Source organism: Yoonia ponticola (genome assembly GCF_014199395.1).
GTDB lineage: Bacteria > Pseudomonadota > Alphaproteobacteria > Rhodobacterales > Rhodobacteraceae > Yoonia > Yoonia ponticola.
Genome location: NZ_JACIJM010000003.1, coordinates 65,027 through 81,599 on the forward strand (window position 1 = coordinate 65,027; position 16,573 = coordinate 81,599).

Here is a 16,573-nt window from a genome sequence, read left to right on the forward strand (position 1 = left end):
TTGAGCATTCACAGAATCGTGAGACTAAGGACAAGTGTTAACAAGTTGTGACCTGTCCCATGCCCTTTGTTGTGAATAAAGACCCGCTTATCCGCCTGACCGACCCGAACTACGCTGATGGTGTAGGCTCCGTGGTCCAAGGCACCGATCCCGTCGATATTTCGGCCACGCTGTTCGATCAGGACGGCGACATGCCGAACACTGCGGGGCTGAGCAATATGTTCGTCGCATGGGGTCAGTTTCTGGACCACGACATTACGCTCTCGCTGGAAAACCACGCCGAACTTCTGACGGCCGACGGGCTCGTCGCACCTTTGGAGAGGTCCGAATACGTCATCGGCGAGGATGGCGCACGGGTGCCGACAAATGCGTTGACGTGGCAGATTGATGGCAGCCAAATTTACGGGTCATCATCCGAGCGGACCAATGATCTACGTAGTTTCGAGGGCGGCAAATTGCGGATGTCGGACGACCCCACCTCTGACAAAGGGTTAATGCCGACAGCCGACCCTGACAGCTTTATGGCGGGCGACATCACCTCTGACGATCCGGTATTTTTGTCTGGCGACATTCGCGCCAACGAAAACCCAGCGCTTGCATCCGTGCACACCGTCATGGCCCGCGAACACAATTATTGGGCTGAACGGCTGGCCGAAGCGCATCCCGATTGGACCGACGACCAATTGTTCGACAGCGCCCGACAGATCGTTTCTTATGAAGTGCAATCAATCACTTATAACGAATGGCTGCCGCATCTGCTAGGCGACGCTGTGGGCGACGACACAGGCTACGATCCCGATGTGAACGGTCAAATATCGGTCGAATTTTCCACTGCCGCATTCCGGTTCGGCCACACGATGGTGTCCAGCACCCTGCCCCGTATCAACGACGATGGCAGCGATACCGACGAAGGCGATCTAGCGATCATGGATGCGTTCTTTAACGCTGAGCCACTAAAATCAGGTGATCTGGACGCGATTTTGCGCGGGCAATTAACTAGTTCTGCGCAAGAATTCGATACCAAGGTCGTGGATGATCTGAACTTTTTCCTCTCATCGCCCGCTGGCGTATCCGGCTTTAGCCTTGTCGCGTTGAACCTGTTGCGCGGCCAAGATCACGGTTTGCAAAGCTACGTGGACACGCGCGCCGCGCTGTTGGGCGATATTGATCCGGACACCCTAGACCCGCTTGATTTCTCGATCATCACCAGCGATCCCGCGCAGCAGGCAGCGCTCGCCGAAGTTTACGACACCGTGCATGACGTCGATCTTTGGGTTGGCGGTTTGGCCGAAGACCCGATTGGCGACACGCAATTCGGCCCGATGTTCACCTACATCGTGAGCGATCAATTCACGCGGATCAGGGCTGCCGACCCCGAATTCGGCCAGCTCGATCCGGCCATTGGCGCTGATATCATCGCCGAGGTGAAAAGCAGCGGATTGAACGACATCATCATGCGGACCACAGGTGTCGATGCGGTGCAGGACGACCCGTTTATAGCAACGCCGATGAACTTGGACGATGCCGACGCGCCCGAAAAGACGGTGTTCGACGACGACTTTGATCTGGTATCGCAACACATCGTTAGCGACGTGGAAACAGGTGCTGGGAATGACAGCATCACAATCCGCGGTGGCACGATTGTTGATGGTGACGTGCATCTTGGCAGCGGCGACGATGATTTCACGCAAACCAGCGGCACCGTCACAGGTGATGTGCGCTTGGGCAGCGGCGACGACACGGCTTATCTCGGTAGCGATGGCGAGATTCTGGGCGATCTGTTTGGCGGCAGCGGGAATGACACGATCACCGTTGACGACTTTGCCACTATCGCACGTATTCGCGCTGGCGCGGGGGACGATACGGTCGAGATTGGTGAAAATACCAGCACGCCGCATGTGCAATTGGGCAGTGGCGATGACGTTGTTACGGTGAACGCAGGCGCGGATATCGACATTATCAAAGGCGGCAGCGGCACCGATACGCTGGACGTCAAAGGCAGCCGTTTCCGTGTGGATTACAAAGACGGCAATCCTGACACGCATGACGGCGAGATCGTGTATCTAGATGCTAACGGCGTTGAGACTGGTGACAGCTTCGCCTTTCAAAGTGTTGAAAACGTGACATGTTTCACCGGTGGATCTTTGATCCTGACGCCCGATGGTGACAAACCTATCGAGACGTTACAGGTCGGTGATGCGGTCATCACACGCGATCATGGCGCACAAGCGATCCGCTGGATTGGCACCACGACTGTCGCGGCCCACGGCGATCTTGCCCCGATTTCATTCGCTGAAAATGCGCTTGGCACACATGCTGCTTTTGACGTGTCGCCGCAGCACCGGATGTTGCTGTCAGGCTGGCGTTGCGAATTGGCAAGCGGCACAAAAGAGGCGCTCGCGCCTGCGAAACACTTGATCAATGACACCACAATTCGCCAAATAGACCGCGACCGCGTGACCTATATCCATCTCGCGTTTGACCAGCACGAGGTTATTTGCGGCAACGGCGCATGGTCGGAAAGTTTCCACCCCGGATCAATGGCGCTCGACACGTTATCCGCCGCCACCCGCGCCGAATTGTTCCGATTGTTCCCGCAGGTCGCCGTGAACCCGATCAACTATGGCCCGTCTGCCCGCCCGCAAATGAAATTCCACGAAGCGCGGATGATCCTGCCGTCTTAAACTGTTGCCAAACAGGTCGCAGCTTTGCACGATGAGGCATGAAAATCCTTGGCCCTATCGCCGCATTTATGATCGCCGCAGCGCCTGCGTTTGCCTGTGATACGGCGTTGGTGCTGTCGATTGACGTATCAAATTCCGTCGATCCGGCAGAGTACCGATTGCAAGTGGACGGCATGGCGGACGCACTGCTGGACCCCGAAATCGTCGATGCAATGGTCGCAGGCTACGTGGCAATCGCGGTGATGCAATGGTCAGGCCAAGATCGCCAAGAGACCAGCATCGCGTGGCGACAAATTCGCTCGGCTCTGGACGCCGAACGCCTGTCAGTCGATGCCCGCCTTATTCCGCGCGCCTTTGTGTTGTCCGACACCGCCCCCGCCGAAGCGATGTATTACGCCGTTGACCTGTTCCACAGCGCCCCCGATTGCAAACGCCGCGTGATCGATATTTCGGGCGACGGTACGGCAAATGCTGGTGCTGACCCTGCCCGCGCCCGTCAATTCGCACAGCGCAACGGCATCACTATCAACGGCATCGCGATTGAATCGATGGGCGTCGCGATCACGTCCTTTTTCCAGCGTCAAATCATCACCCGCGACGGATTCGTGATCACGGCTCGCACGCACCGCGAATATCCTGATGCGATCCGGCGCAAGATCATCCGCGAATTGAGCCAAGCCCTAGGTTGACGCGATCAGCAGGACACGGCACTTATCCACCTAAATCTTTTGTTCACTGACATTTCAGGCCCGTGATGACCCCAACCTACACCGAGTTGACCCGCGTGTTTGGCCGCATCGGCCTGTTATCTTTTGGCGGTCCCGCCGCCCAGATCGCACTGATGCATAAATCATTGGTCGAAGAACGCGATTGGCTGACCGAAGACCAATTCCTACGCGCCTTGTCGTTCTGCATGCTACTACCCGGCCCCGAAGCGATGCAATTGGCGACCTACGCAGGTTGGCGTAAACGCGGCATCATCGGCGGGCTGCTCGGCGGCGGATTATTCGTGCTTCCCGGTGCGATTGTGATCATGGCGCTGGCCCTGCTTTACGGGGCATACGGGTCGCTGCCATTGGTCCAAGCCGTTTTCCTTGGCGTGAAAGCAACCGTCGTGATCATTGTGATTGAGGCCCTGATCAAGGTTTCAAAACGGGCGCTGAAAACGAAACTGTCAGGATGGCTCGCTGCGTTCGCCTTTGTCGCATTGTTCTTTTTCGCGCTGCCGTTTCCTCTGGTCATCGCTATCGCAGCGATCATCGGCGGGCTATCCACATCGGCCCAAACGACCCCGACCACCACAAAATTTCCATGGCGCAAAAGCACCAGCATCGTCGTGATCGGTTGCCTGCTTTGGGCGGCCCCCTTTGCATTTATCACCCATCCGATTCTTGCGGACATCGGCGCGTTTTTCGCGTGGCTTGCAGTGGTGACGTTCGGCGGTGCTTACGCGGTGCTGGCCTATATGACCCAAGCCGTCGTGGGTGATTTTGGCTGGCTGACCACGGCGCAAATGATGGACGCGCTTGGCCTCGCAGAAACCACCCCTGGCCCGCTGATCCTTGTCACGCAATTCGTCGGCATGATCGCGGCGGTGCAGGAAGGCGGCACCGCACTTGCGCTGATCGCGGGCGCGTTAACCTTGTGGGTCACGTTTGTCCCCTGCTTCATCTGGATTTTCGCGGGCGCGCCGTTGATCGACTGGCTAGAGCAACAACCAAGGCTGAACGCAGCACTCGCCGCGATCACCGCCGCTGTTGTTGGCGTCATTGCAAACCTATCGGTCTGGTTTGCCCTGCATGTATTTTTTCAAACCGTTACGCCATTTTCTGCCGGCCCGATAACCAGCCTTTTACCGGACCTGAGCACGGTGCAACCCGTGGCTGTGGCCCTTGCTATATTGGCTGGATATCTGCTTTTGATCCGTCACCTAAACCTACTTTGGGTGCTATTCATCTGTGCGACAATCAGTGCCGTGGTCGCAATGATCTGACTGGATCGCAGGCCACCCCTTTCATCCCACTTCGAATCCCGTATGCTGGATGCAACATTATGACACAAAGGACGCGACACCCGTGACCCGTACTCCTGCTTCACGCACCATTGACTATGGAAACCTGATGCACCGGGCCATGCGTGGCCTGATCCAACAAGTTCTGACTGACATTGCCGAAAACGGCCTGCCGGGGGACCACCACTTTTTCATCACCTTCGACACGATGCACCCCGATGTAGAAATCGCGGATTGGCTATCGGATCGTTATCCGGGTGAAATGACCGTCGTGATTCAGCATTGGTTCGACAACCTCGACGTCACCGACGAAGGCTTTAGCATCACCCTTAACTTTGGCGAAAATCCAGAGCCGCTGTATATTCCGTATGACAGCATCCAGACCTTTGTTGATCCATCCGTCGAATTTGGGCTGCGGTTTGAAACCCAGTCCGAAGAGGAAGATGATGACGACGATGCCGATGACACGGATAACATCGACACCATTCCAGAGGCCCCGATGCAAGAAATGGTCGAGCCCGAAAAAGATGATCCGGCCACCGAACGCAAAGACGCTGATGTCGTCAGCCTAGATCAATTCCGTAAATAATAGCTTTCAGGCTTGCCGAGGGTCGCTTTGCGGCCTAATCGGTATACAACCGCATACTTTACATTATTGGAGCGTCCCATGACTGCCACCCGTACTGAATCCGACAGCTTTGGCCCATTGGAGGTCCAAGCGGACCGGTATTGGGGCGCGCAAACACAGCGTTCGATCATGAACTTTCCGATTGGCTGGGAAAAACAGCCCGTCGCCATCGTCCGCGCATTGGGCGTGATCAAACAAGCCTGCGCCACTGCAAACAAAGCACGCGGCAAGCTCGATGCGAAAATCGCCGACGCGATTGTAGACGCCGCATCCGAAGTGGTCGCAGGCAAACTCGACGATCACTTCCCGCTGGTCGTCTGGCAAACAGGCTCTGGCACACAATCAAACATGAACGCCAACGAAGTCATCTCAAACCGCGCAATTGAAATGCTTGGCGGCACAATCGGCTCCAAAGATCCGGTGCACCCCAACGATCACTGCAACATGGGCCAGTCGTCAAACGACACATTCCCCACAGCAATGCACATCGCCGTCGCGACCACAGCGCACGACGTTTTGCTGCCAGGTTTGGCCAAATTGCACGCCGCACTTGAGCAAAAACAAAAAGAATTCGACCACATCATCAAGATCGGTCGGACCCACACAATGGACGCCACGCCGCTGACATTGGGCCAAGAATTCTCGGGCTACGTACATCAGGTCGCCATGGGCATCCGCCGGATTAAACAAGCGTTGCCAGCGATTTACGAACTCGCGCAAGGCGGTACAGCTGTCGGCACCGGCCTGAACACACCTGTTGGCTGGGGCGAAACTGTCGCGGCCGAAATGGCTGAAATCACCGGCCTGCCCTTTATCACAGCACCCAATAAGTTCGAGGCGCTTGCAGGTCACGATGCGCTTGTTGAAATGTCCGGCGCTTTGAAAACTGTCGCTGCCAGCCTCTACAAAATTGCCGCCGACATTCGCATGCTGGGGTCAGGCCCGCGCTGCGGCTTGGGCGAGTTGATGTTGCCAGAAAATGAGCCCGGTTCATCCATCATGCCCGGCAAAGTGAACCCGACACAGGTCGAAGCTATCACCCAAGTCTGCGCCCATGTCATGGGCAACGACGCGGCTGTCGGTTTCGCCGGATCGCAAGGTCACTTTGAATTGAACGTGATGAAGCCGATGATGGCCTATAACGTGTTGCAATCAATGCAGCTTATCGGTGACGCATCCAGCGCCTTTACCGATAACTGCGTGTTGGGTATCACTGCAAATGAAGAGCGGATCGAAAAACTGATGCGGGAATCGCTGATGTTGGTCACGGCATTGGCCCCGACTATCGGCTACGACAACGCAACAACGGTTGCGAAAACGGCGCACAAAAACGGGACCACGTTGAAGGAAGAAGCCATCGCGCTTGGTTTCGTCGATGAAGAAACCTTTGAAAAAGTCGTGCGCCCAGAAGATATGATCGGGCCGAAATAAACGGCTTGCGGCAATACGACCGCACTGTCATCTCTGAACGCGCGTCCCTGATTTTAGGGGCGCGCGTTCTTACTTTGGGGCACCATCATGACGATACCGATTAACCTGAACAAAGCTCGCAAGGCTAAAGCGCGTACCGGCGACAAAGCACAATCAGATGCCAATTCCACCAAATTTGGCCGGACGAAGGCGCAGCGTCTGTTGGAAGTTACCCAATCAAAACAGGCCTCTGCGCGGCTCGACGCGTTGAAATTCGATGACGACTGAATTGTTCAGCGGCAGACCCGTGAAACGGTCGCTCACGCTTGCGGGGCACCGTACCAGCGTGTCGCTAGAAGATATTTTCTGGAATGCCTTTCGCGACATTGCCACGCGGCGCAGTCAACCAATCAACGACCTCGCGCGCGAAATCGACGCGCAACGCGGCGATATCGGCTTGGCCTCAGCGATACGGGTATTCGTGGTGCGCGACCTTCAGGACCGCCTGCCAGAATGATGCCCCTGCAGGATCAAAGACGCGCTGTCCTGCTCTAAGCGCACGTGTGACAATTGGTAATCTCGCGCACTATTTGGCGTCGACATCACGGGGTCCGGTAAACGTTTCACATATGTCCGCGCATAAAGCGCCTGTTCCGACGTCGCCCCGATCAACCGAATACGCTGACTAATTCCAGTTAACTTGCCCAAAATACCCTCTGAACTACCTACTAACATACATATTCCTAAACGTCCGTGCGGCACCGAAGTGTCGCGGCTTTCACTAAACGCAGCTTTTTAGTTGCAGCTTAGTTTTAGCGCCCCGACTCTCAAAAATCGGTTAACGCAGCACCGAATTACAAAAATAAATAAACGACGCTAAAGCTCCTCAGACCGTGGCGTGATGCGTAGCCAAATCCCGTCTTTTGATCGCACCGTCAGATGCGCGACTGGCACTGGCACGCGTTCTTCAACGATTTCAAAGCGATACGCCCGCACCAATTGCGCCAGCAGCACCACACCTTCGATCATGGCAAAGCCCGCGCCCGTGCAAACCCGCGGCCCTGATGAGAATGGTAAATACGCCTCGCGTTGGCATTTCTTGCCGTTTTCCGTGGCCCATCGCGTCGGATCAAAGCCATCAGGGTTGTCCCAAAGCCGTGACTGTCGATGTAAATGCCAAGGCGAAACAACGACTTGCGCACCAACCTTAATGTTACGTCCTCTGAATTCTTCGGGCTTCGTAGACTCGCGTACCATCATTGGCACGGGCGGATACAAACGCAGCCCTTCGCGAAACACATCCCGCGTTTGCTTCAGCGTCGAGAGTTTTGAGAAATCTTGTGTTATTTCAGCGGCTTCTGCGGCGATCTTATTCTGCCATTCGGGATACATTGCTAGTAAATATAGCGTCCAAGCCAGTGCAGATGCGCTGGTTTCGTGTCCCGCCAAAAAGAAAATCGCGACCTGATCGACCATTTCCGGAACATCGAACTTCTCACCCGTTTCGGGATCAGCTGTTGTCATAATTTTCGTAGCAAGATCATCGGGTACTGGCCCGTTCTTAATCTGATTTAGGCGATCTTGGGTGAGCGTCGTGATCAGCGCACGGATAGATTTCGCGGCCTGTTTTGTGTCCTTACGGAAAAAGCGCGGCATCCATGATGGCCCCCTCACGAATGCAGCCAAATTCAAGATCGGTTGAGTCCGCTGATACGCTTTGAACTCGTGAAAAACCTTTGTTGCAGTCTCGTTTTCAATCGGAATGGAAAACAACGTCCGAAAGATAACATCGGCTGCAGCGTGGCTTGTTTCGGATTCAATTTCAAAAGGTTGCCCATCGGCGTGTGGAGCAAGACGCGCAACAGCCGCCTCGCCTGATGCCCAAATTGCAGGGAACGTGTCACGCAGGCGCCCGCCTTCGAATGCAGGATCAATGATGCGGCGTTGCCGTTTCCAAACGTCACCGTTGGTCAAAAACACCGAGTTGCCAAGCAAAGGACGCAGCCCCGCGCCGATGCGGTCTGATTTTGGGAAATCATCGGGGCGTTCGTGTAAAACCCGTTTGATCAACGTATGGTCATTGATCAAATAACTCTGGAAAAACGGGGTCTTAAACTCTGCCATCCATGCGCGGTACAGCTTTGCGGGTTGCGCTGAAAGGATGTCTGCGCGGAACAATTTTAGGTAGCGCCACAGTGACACGCGATCGGGCCGCGACGGGGGTTTTGGCGGGAGCGTCATTGAACTGACGTGAATTTTGACAAGGGTTGCGTGATCCGGCTTTGCGATGGCGCACGGTCGCGGTAGCGGTCTGCCAAGGTGATTGGGCCGCAGGTGATCTGGAAATAATCGAAGTCACCTGGATTATCAAAGGCGCATAAGTACTGGAAATGTAGGCGAAAATACCGCCAGCGTAATGCCTTCCATGTCTCGGGCTTGAGGGTCTGCGTAAAGGCCGCAGACACGACCAGTGGCCAGCGTTTGTCTGCAGGCGCGACGCCAGACACCGCCACGGGATCGCAAAGCGCAAACGCGCAGCCGTCGCCGGGGGCTGTTACGTCGACCCATGTCAGCGCGTCTTGCGTACTGAGGAACGCGAGGTCGCCGCGCAACCGCTTGGCTTCGGGTAGGAACGACACCATCGGGACGACTTGACCCAGCGATAGGAACCCGAGCGATGGACCGTTTGCAGGCACGCGGCCCGCGCGGATTAGATCGGCGAGGATCGACACGCTGAGGTGCGCGCCGGATGAATGGCCGACCACCAGTACTTCGTCCACATCCGTCTTGAATGCCGCTGCGATTTGATCGGCAAATACGCTCATCCGCTCTTCTAACAGAGGAGGATTCGCACCCTTCCAACGTGCAGAATAAGAATAGTCGTGCATCAGGTAATAGGCGAAAAACTTTCCGTCTTTGGCTTTGAACCAGCGCATGAGCCAGATGAATGCAACTAGTCCAAGCCCTAGCGCCGCCCACGAGACGACCTGCGTGGCAATCACTAATGATCCCAACCAGACAAACGCCTTGAAAACTAAAAGAGCGAATGCGATCGAAACGAGCAGTTGCAATAGCAACATACCAACCGGATAAAGTGCTGCAATCACAGGGCCTTTGCGCATTTTCATCAGCCGCCCCAAGGCACCTGTCGTGACATAGGTCCACGCGGTGCGGGTCAGTTGCCAGTAGGTCGCGGGGATCGAATTGGACATGCTGTCGCGCACGATATCGGACCAGAGCAGCACGTCGATATTAGCCTCGACAGACTGGTCATCAATCGTGGCCGCCGCGTTCCAGCCAAAGTTTTTCGCCTTCAACTTCGGCGTGATGCCTATTTCGTAGCCGCTGATTTGCGCTTGGGCTGCACCTTCTTTGCGGTATAGCTCGCGGTAGCGGCGCGGATGGATAGGGTCGTAGCCAGGAATATAGAAAACCTTGCGCCGTTTGACCTGTTGTGAACCTACATTACTCGTCATATTTTGCCTGTTATGCTGTCGGCGTTTTGCAAAGCATAGCGGGTAACTTCGGCAAAAATAAGCCTTTTAGCCGAAACTGGCGAGTGCGGGAAATGCTTCTAGCATCCAGTAGCTCATTGCTGCGAATTGTCCGGTGATCATCATCAAGCCGACGGTCCACAAGAGAAGGCCAGAGGTGCGTTCGATCCGTTCCATATGGCGTTTCATCCACGCCATCACGCCTTTGAGACGCGGGAAGAATGCGGCGACCAGCAGGAATGGAATGCCGAGCCCAAGCGCGTAGAACGCAAGCAGCACGGTGCCGCGTGTGACGTCTGCTTCTGATGCTGCAAGGCCAAGGATCGTGCCCAGGATTGGTCCCAAACATGGCGTCCAGCCAAAGGCAAACGCGAGGCCCAAGATATAGGCCCCCATCGCCGAGCCGCCTTTGTCACCGATGTCGACGCGGGCTTCGCGGTCGAGAAAACCGATGCGGAACACGCCGACAAAATGCGCCCCGAAGATCATCACGATCACGCCAGCGATCATCAAAAACCAGTCTTGGAATTGTAGAAACGTGCGGCCTAGTGCAGAGAATGCGAAGCCCAACAGCAGGAACACCGTGGACAGGCCAAGCACAAAGAACACCGCCGCCAGCAAAACGCGCCTACGCGCCGCGCTGTTGTGATCCATTTCGCCCATCGACACGCCGCCCATATACGCCAGATACGGTGGCACAATCGGTAACACGCAGGGCGACAGAAACGACAACAGACCTGCGGAAATTGCGATCAGGATCGCGGGTAACAGGGTCGCATCGAGGATAAGGGTGGCTTCTAACATGTGGCGTGGATCTCCTTGGCACATGCCTACGCGGCAAAAGCGGCGGCGTCACGATGTTGCTCGTCACAAGTCTGTGGACTTTTTGAAACATCAGACCTAATCCATGCGCATGACAACACCAGATCACACGCTCGACGCCCTTGGATTGCTCTGCCCCCTGCCCGTACTGAAGGCGCGCAAACGCCTGTCTGGCCTGACGTCTGGGCAGATTTTAGAGATGATCGCGGATGATCCGGCGGCCATAATTGACGTGCCGCATTTCTGTGCTGAGTCTGGGCATACGTTGTTGGAGCAATCCGAAAACAACGGTGTTTTAACCTTCACAATCCGCTGCAAGTAACGATTTTTCGCGAAAAATCGCGGGCTTGGCTAGGTATGTGATTCGTCGCCGAACTTAAGGAATGGGCGGTTGTTTCGGGCGTTGCGATTTTTCGCGAAAAATCGATGGGCTCACAATCGTCACCGTCCAAAGAAAAATGGCCAGCGCGTGATGCACTGGCCATTTTGATGTCTTAGCGGCCTAACGACCACCAACCTTTGCGTTTCGGCTTATCGGGATCGTCCGCTTCGGCCTCTGGCGCTGGTGTTGGCTCAGGTTGTGGAGCCGGCTCTGGCGCCTTTTCTGCGACCACTTCTGGTTCCGGTGCAGGAGTCTCAACCACTGGCGCAGCATCTACGGCTGGCGCTGGCGCTTCAACCGCGGGTGTTTCGGCAACAGGTGCTTCAGCCACTGGTGTCTCGACCGCTGGTGCCTCTTCGACAGGCGCTACCTTTTTCGCACGGCTGCGGCGTTTCGGCTTTGGCTTTTCCTCAGCTTCTGCCGCTTCGACTGGTGCAGATTCTTCCGCAGGTACAGCCTCTGTGCCTGCCTCAGCAGTCTCTTCTACAACCACAGGCTTTTTCGCCCGACTACGCCGCTTCGGCTTTGGTTTTTCCTCTGCTACGGGTTCGTCCGTCGCTGGGGCGTCTTGCGCAGGCGCATCAGCTGTCGTCGCATCCGTTTCAGCAGTCGCCGCATCAGTTTCAGCCGCGTCCACCTTTTTGCGCGAACGCCGTGTGCGTGTCCGCTTTGGCTTGTCTTCGGTCGCAGGCGCATCGGTCGCCGCGTCAGTCACAACTGCATCACCATCTAAGGACGCATCAGCTACGGCCGGAGCCTCGCTATTATCGCCATCAGTGTTTTGCGTATCAGCATTCTGACCTTCTGCGTTCTGGCTATCCTCGGACTGGTTTTCACCATTCTGAGCGTCGCCGTTACCGCCGCCACCCCGCCGCCGCCGACGCCGACGCCGCTTGCGCCGTGGTTGGTCTTCGGCAGAATCTTCGGAGGTCGCATCACCAACCGCTTCGGATTTGGTCGCTGTCGTTGCTTCTGTTTCTGCGTCATCCTCGTCGTCGGTCATACCCAACAATTCGACATCATCGTCGTCGTCCATCATCACAGACGACACCACTACTGGTGCGGCCTCTGGGACAACGCGCGTCGCCGTCTTGAACTTTTCAATCGCGAAGTCAGGTGACGTCAGCGACATGTCACATTCGATCCGCACGGACATGCCGTGGCGGGCTTCGATATCACCGATATGTTCGCGTTTGCCGTTCATCAAGAAGTTGGCGATGGCGATAGGTGCGCGCACCAGTACTTCTTTGGTGCGGCCGCGCGTGCCTTCTTCTTCGAGGGCGCGCAGGATCGACAATGCGACGTTATCGTCAGACCGCAGCAGACCCGTGCCGTGGCAATGCGAACACATCTGTGTTGTCGCCTCAAGCATACCCGGACGCAGACGTTGGCGCGACATTTCCATCAGGCCAAAGCCGGAAATCCGACCGACCTGAATACGGGCGCGATCCGTCTTGAGTTTGTCTTTCATCCGCTTTTCAACAGAGATGTTGTTGCGGCGTTCGTCCATGTCGATAAAGTCGATGACGATCAAGCCAGCCAAGTCACGCAAGCGCAACTGACGCGCGACTTCATCAGCGGCCTCAAGGTTGGTTTTCAACGCGGTTTGCTCGATCGAGCCTTCCTTCGTTGCACGACCAGAGTTCACGTCAATCGCGACAAGCGCCTCTGTGATCCCGATCACGATGTAGCCACCGGACGGCAATTGCACCGTCGGGTTGAACATCCCACCGAGGTAGGTTTCGACCTGATAGCGCGCATAAAGCGGCAGTTGCTCGCCGTAGTGTTTCACGTTTTTGGCGTGCGACGGCATGATCATTTTCATGAAGGTCTTGGCTGTTTTATAGCCCTCTTCACCAGCAACGATCACTTCGTCGATGTCTTTGTTATAGAGATCGCGGATCGAGCGTTTAATCAGATCGCCTTCCTCGTAAATCTTTGCAGGTGCAATAGATTTTAGGGTCAGTTCGCGGATTTGTTCCCACATCCGTTGCAGGTATTCGTAGTCGCGTTTGATCTCGGCTTTGGTCCGTTGGGAACCCGCAGTCCGGATGATCAGACCTGCGCCTTCTGGCACGGTCATGGAATTTGCGATTTCTTTCAGTTTCTTACGGTCAGCAGCGTTGGTGATCTTGCGGGAAATTCCGCCGCCACGTGCTGTGTTTGGCATCAGCACACAGTAGCGACCAGCCAGCGACAGATAAGTCGTCAGGGCAGCGCCTTTGTTACCGCGTTCTTCTTTCACAACCTGGATCAAAAGGATCTGGCGTACCTTGACCACTTCTTGGATTTTGTACCGCTTTGGACGTGGTTTACGCACAGGGCGGACTTCGTCGGTGTCGTCTTCTTCAGCAACGCTTTCGATGCTGTCGTCTTTGGAAGTGGCGTCTTTGCCCGTTTCCGCGTCGTCATCATCGTGGTCGTCGTCAGAATCGTCATCCTCGGATGCGTCTTCGTCTGATGAAGTGTCGTTAGAAGGCGCGTCTGCCACAACTGCATCATCCACAACCACCGCATCTTCTGCGTCATCATCATCAGCGGATGGTGTCTCTACTGGCGTTTCTGCGACCAATTCCATCGGAGAAGAGCCTTCTTCGCTCTCGTCGTTCTCGTCCAGATCAATCGTTTCCATCCCGCTGACTTCGGCAGTTGCTACCGCATCATCGGACACAGCATCAGCAGCCTTCGCACGACTCCGGCGGCGGCGTTTTGGTTTTGGCTTTTCGTCGTCCTGTTCTTCGGATTCAGCCTTGAGGCTTTCCGCATAGGCTTTTTCTTCAGCGAGCAATGCTTCGCGGTCAGCCACAGGGATTTGGTAATAGTCAGGGTGGATTTCGGAGAACGCGAGGAACCCGTGGCGATTGCCACCATAGTCCACAAACGCGGCCTGCAACGACGGTTCAACCCGTGTTACTTTGGCGAGATAGATGTTCCCAGCAAGCTGACGCTTGAACTGGCTCTCGAAATCAAACTCCTCTACTTTGTTTCCGTCTACGACAACGACGCGGGTTTCTTCCGCGTGCGTTGCATCGATTAGCATTTTCTTCATGATATCCATTCGCACATTGCAAAAGAGCGTCCCCCGGGGGGGCAAGCGTCCTTATGATGTGTCTGATGTTGGCGATGTGCGCGTAAGCGTCGACACGGCCCCTCGGGGCACACAGGTCGTTGCTTGTATATGGCGCGCTTTGCATCGCGTTGGTCTCCGGCATCGCGATTGTGCGACACCCGTTCAAGGCCCGTGCGGTTGATGTGATCTCTTGCCCAGGGCGTTATGTTGGCGTTTCCGCCAAATCAGCTGATCAGATATGGGGCGCATTGGCCCCGATCTACCTGTCAGAGAATCTCACCGGGGTCACAACGATCCATCTCGTGGCACTCCCGTATGCCATATATAGTGTGGCATCGTTACAAATTACAATCACAAAGTATACGAAGTCGTTACATCTGAACCGAACACGCACTTTTATCCACAGGACAGAGAGCTATAAAATGAAACGTATCTTAACGATTTTCGGTATTTGGCTGTTACCGAACGCGGCACAAGCGGGCTGTGCGAGCTTTCTTGAGAATCCCGATGACGCACCTGCGTATCAGATTTGCTATGGGGATGCCTGTGACCTGACGACGCTGGACTACGCCTGCCCTAATGTCACCGATTACCGCGCCCAATATGCGATTGGCTGGTCGGTGCGGTGCACCATCACCGCCGGTCAGGACGTCGGGGTGCGTCGGTATTTCTGGCAGGACCGGCCTATTGATCCTGCCAAATATGATTTCATCACGATAACCGAAGTCGACTAATCAAGCCGCCAGATAATCCGAACGCTGCAAGCCGTACTTGGCCATTTTCTCGTTCAAAGTCCGGCGTGGCAGGCACAATTCGTCCATCACAGCAACGATTGACCCTTTGTGGCGGCGCATTGTGTTGTCGATCAGCATCCGTTCAAACGCTTCGACAAATTCCTTGAGCGGTTTGCCTTCGGTTGTCATCGCGGGTTTCACCTCTTCGGTGTCCGACATCAACAGCGACGCGATTGACCCTGTGCCACGACGGTTCTGAAGCACCGCGCGTTCGGCCACGTTAATCAGTTGACGCACATTGCCCGGCCAAGGGGCCTGCAACAATTGTGCCGCTTCTTGTGCTGTGACTTCTGGCGCGTCACAGCCGTATTCATCCGCGAACTGCTCGCCCAGACGGGTAAACAAGGTCAGGATATCTTCGCCGCGCTGGCGCAATGGTGGGACCGTGATCCGCAAGGCTGCAAGGCGATAGAACAGGTCAGGACGCAGCACGCTTTCGCAGGTTTTGTCCTGCTCTTGCAGGTTACAAATCGCGACAATACGCGTTTCGGCTGGTGTGCCTTGCTCGTTGATCGCAGTCAGCAAACGGGCTTGAAGCTTGTCTGACAGAACCTCGACATCTTCCAACACAAGCGTGCCGCCACGTGCAGCTTCAATTGCGGGGATCGGCTCGCCTTCGTCAGCAGGGCCGAACAGACGGCGGCCAAGACTGTCCTCATCAAAGGCAGAACAGGACACGAGGTTGAACATCTTCGACGCCCGCGCCCCAACAGCATGCAGCGCGTGTGCCACAAGCGTTTTGCCCGTACCCGTTTCGCCCTCAATCAGCACATGACCATCAGCCTGACCCAGATCGAGAATGTCTTCTTTCAGACGTTCCATCACCGGCGACTGACCAATCAGTTTCTTGATGATCGCAGAGCCATCGGACAATTCACGACGCAGCACGCGGTTATCCAGCGTCAAACGCCGTGCGTTTGTGGCGCGTTTCGCTAGTTCCGTCATCCGGTCAGGGTTGAACGGCTTTTCAAGGAAATCAAACGCACCAACGCGCATCGCCTCAACAGCCATTGGCACATCGCCATGACCCGTGATCATGATGACAGGCAAAGAGCTGTCGACGCCTTTGAGTTTTTTCAGGAATTGCATCCCGTCCATACCCGGCATTTTGATGTCACTGACAACAATGCCCGGAAAATCGGGCGTCAGCGCCTTCAGCGCATCTTCGGCGCTGGCGTAAGTTTCCGTGTCGAACCCAGACAGTGCCAACCACTGGGAAATCGACTGCCGCATATCTTTTTCATCATCAACAATGGCGATCTTCATGGCCTTGCTCAT

At 55.6% G+C, this 16,573-nt stretch carries 15 protein-coding genes; 9 read left to right on the top strand and 6 right to left on the bottom strand.

Annotated elements, in window-relative coordinates; all coding sequences use genetic code 11:
- The first annotated feature begins 71 nt into the window (after nucleotides 1-71).
- The 7 genes from FHS72_RS05360 (at nucleotide 72) to FHS72_RS05390 (ending at nucleotide 7,250) form a co-directional block, all read left to right on the top strand.
- The gene (locus FHS72_RS05360; protein WP_183526736.1) at nucleotides 72-2,684 is read left to right on the top strand and encodes a peroxidase family protein; all 2,613 of its coding nucleotides are present in this window, start codon (nucleotides 72-74) and stop codon (nucleotides 2,682-2,684) included.
- A 38-nt stretch (nucleotides 2,685-2,722) separates the two neighbouring features.
- Nucleotides 2,723-3,373 (top strand): DUF1194 domain-containing protein, encoded by a 651-nt coding sequence (locus FHS72_RS05365; protein ID WP_183526738.1) that lies wholly within the window; start codon nucleotides 2,723-2,725, stop codon nucleotides 3,371-3,373.
- A gap of 65 nt (nucleotides 3,374-3,438) precedes the next feature.
- Entirely contained in the window at nucleotides 3,439-4,677 is a 1,239-nt protein-coding gene (gene chrA, locus FHS72_RS05370; RefSeq protein ID WP_183526741.1) for a chromate efflux transporter, read from the top strand.
- A gap of 127 nt (nucleotides 4,678-4,804) precedes the next feature.
- On the top strand, nucleotides 4,805-5,284 hold the full coding sequence (locus FHS72_RS05375) for an SspB family protein (RefSeq protein WP_246414511.1): 480 nt from the start codon (nucleotides 4,805-4,807) through the stop codon (nucleotides 5,282-5,284).
- Between the two features lie 78 nt (nucleotides 5,285-5,362).
- A complete protein-coding gene (fumC, locus tag FHS72_RS05380; protein ID WP_183526745.1) occupies nucleotides 5,363-6,754 on the top strand; it encodes a class II fumarate hydratase in 1,392 nt (463 codons plus the stop codon).
- Between the two features lie 87 nt (nucleotides 6,755-6,841).
- The gene (locus tag FHS72_RS05385) at nucleotides 6,842-7,021 is read left to right on the top strand and encodes a DUF4169 family protein (protein WP_183526747.1); all 180 of its coding nucleotides are present in this window, start codon (nucleotides 6,842-6,844) and stop codon (nucleotides 7,019-7,021) included.
- Nucleotides 7,011-7,250, top strand: a complete 240-nt coding sequence (locus FHS72_RS05390; protein WP_183526749.1) for a ribbon-helix-helix domain-containing protein — start codon at nucleotides 7,011-7,013, stop codon at nucleotides 7,248-7,250. Before FHS72_RS05385 ends, FHS72_RS05390 begins: the two co-directional genes overlap by 11 nt.
- Here the strand turns inward: FHS72_RS05390 and FHS72_RS05395 are convergent.
- From FHS72_RS05395 to FHS72_RS05410, 4 genes are all read right to left on the bottom strand, one after another.
- Nucleotides 7,229-7,468: a hypothetical protein gene (locus FHS72_RS05395; RefSeq protein ID WP_183526751.1), complete on the bottom strand. Its 240-nt coding sequence runs from the start codon at nucleotides 7,466-7,468 to the stop codon at nucleotides 7,229-7,231. The two genes, FHS72_RS05390 and FHS72_RS05395, sit on opposite strands and share 22 nt — an antisense overlap.
- Before the next feature lie 141 nt (nucleotides 7,469-7,609).
- Complete coding sequence (locus FHS72_RS05400) at nucleotides 7,610-8,974, bottom strand: cytochrome P450 (RefSeq protein ID WP_183526767.1); 1,365 nt, start codon at nucleotides 8,972-8,974, stop codon at nucleotides 7,610-7,612.
- The gene (locus FHS72_RS05405) at nucleotides 8,971-10,209 is read right to left on the bottom strand and encodes a hypothetical protein (RefSeq protein ID WP_183526770.1); all 1,239 of its coding nucleotides are present in this window, start codon (nucleotides 10,207-10,209) and stop codon (nucleotides 8,971-8,973) included. Before FHS72_RS05405 ends, FHS72_RS05400 begins: the two co-directional genes overlap by 4 nt.
- A 66-nt stretch (nucleotides 10,210-10,275) precedes the next feature.
- Nucleotides 10,276-11,031 carry a cytochrome c biogenesis CcdA family protein gene (locus FHS72_RS05410; RefSeq protein ID WP_183526774.1) on the bottom strand — a complete coding sequence of 252 codons (756 nt, stop codon included), beginning with the start codon at nucleotides 11,029-11,031 and terminating at the stop codon, nucleotides 10,276-10,278.
- A 109-nt stretch (nucleotides 11,032-11,140) separates the two neighbouring features.
- Here FHS72_RS05410 and FHS72_RS05415 point away from each other — a divergent pair, with 109 nt between their 5' ends.
- Nucleotides 11,141-11,371 carry a sulfurtransferase TusA family protein gene (locus tag FHS72_RS05415; protein ID WP_183527598.1) on the top strand — a complete coding sequence of 77 codons (231 nt, stop codon included), beginning with the start codon at nucleotides 11,141-11,143 and terminating at the stop codon, nucleotides 11,369-11,371.
- 172 nt (nucleotides 11,372-11,543) lie between these two features.
- Here FHS72_RS05415 and FHS72_RS05420 read toward each other — a convergent pair whose 3' ends face one another.
- A complete protein-coding gene (locus FHS72_RS05420) occupies nucleotides 11,544-14,483 on the bottom strand; it encodes an Rne/Rng family ribonuclease (RefSeq protein WP_425511113.1) in 2,940 nt (979 codons plus the stop codon).
- A 440-nt stretch (nucleotides 14,484-14,923) separates the two neighbouring features.
- Between FHS72_RS05420 and FHS72_RS05425 the strand changes: the two genes are divergently transcribed.
- Nucleotides 14,924-15,235 carry a hypothetical protein gene (locus FHS72_RS05425; RefSeq protein ID WP_183526780.1) on the top strand — a complete coding sequence of 104 codons (312 nt, stop codon included), beginning with the start codon at nucleotides 14,924-14,926 and terminating at the stop codon, nucleotides 15,233-15,235.
- On the opposite strand, the gene FHS72_RS05430 is transcribed toward FHS72_RS05425, so the two are convergent.
- Nucleotides 15,236-16,573: a sigma-54-dependent transcriptional regulator gene (locus FHS72_RS05430; RefSeq protein WP_183526782.1), complete on the bottom strand. Its 1,338-nt coding sequence runs from the start codon at nucleotides 16,571-16,573 to the stop codon at nucleotides 15,236-15,238.

Coding starts and splice junctions, on each gene's coding strand:
- FHS72_RS05365 (WP_183526738.1), top strand. CDS start 2,723: ATGAAAATCCTTGGCCCTATCGCCGCATTTATGATCGCCGCAGCGCCT.
- chrA (WP_183526741.1), top strand. CDS start 3,439: ATGACCCCAACCTACACCGAGTTGACCCGCGTGTTTGGCCGCATCGGC.
- FHS72_RS05375 (WP_246414511.1), top strand. CDS start 4,805: ATGCACCGGGCCATGCGTGGCCTGATCCAACAAGTTCTGACTGACATT.
- fumC (WP_183526745.1), top strand. CDS start 5,363: ATGACTGCCACCCGTACTGAATCCGACAGCTTTGGCCCATTGGAGGTC.
- FHS72_RS05385 (WP_183526747.1), top strand. CDS start 6,842: ATGACGATACCGATTAACCTGAACAAAGCTCGCAAGGCTAAAGCGCGT.
- FHS72_RS05390 (WP_183526749.1), top strand. CDS start 7,011: ATGACGACTGAATTGTTCAGCGGCAGACCCGTGAAACGGTCGCTCACG.
- FHS72_RS05395 (WP_183526751.1), bottom strand. CDS start 7,468: ATGTTAGTAGGTAGTTCAGAGGGTATTTTGGGCAAGTTAACTGGAATT.
- FHS72_RS05400 (WP_183526767.1), bottom strand. CDS start 8,974: ATGACGCTCCCGCCAAAACCCCCGTCGCGGCCCGATCGCGTGTCACTG.
- FHS72_RS05405 (WP_183526770.1), bottom strand. CDS start 10,209: ATGACGAGTAATGTAGGTTCACAACAGGTCAAACGGCGCAAGGTTTTC.
- FHS72_RS05410 (WP_183526774.1), bottom strand. CDS start 11,031: ATGTTAGAAGCCACCCTTATCCTCGATGCGACCCTGTTACCCGCGATC.
- FHS72_RS05415 (WP_183527598.1), top strand. CDS start 11,141: ATGACAACACCAGATCACACGCTCGACGCCCTTGGATTGCTCTGCCCC.
- FHS72_RS05425 (WP_183526780.1), top strand. CDS start 14,924: ATGAAACGTATCTTAACGATTTTCGGTATTTGGCTGTTACCGAACGCG.
- FHS72_RS05430 (WP_183526782.1), bottom strand. CDS start 16,573: ATGAGCAAGGCCATGAAGATCGCCATTGTTGATGATGAAAAAGATATG.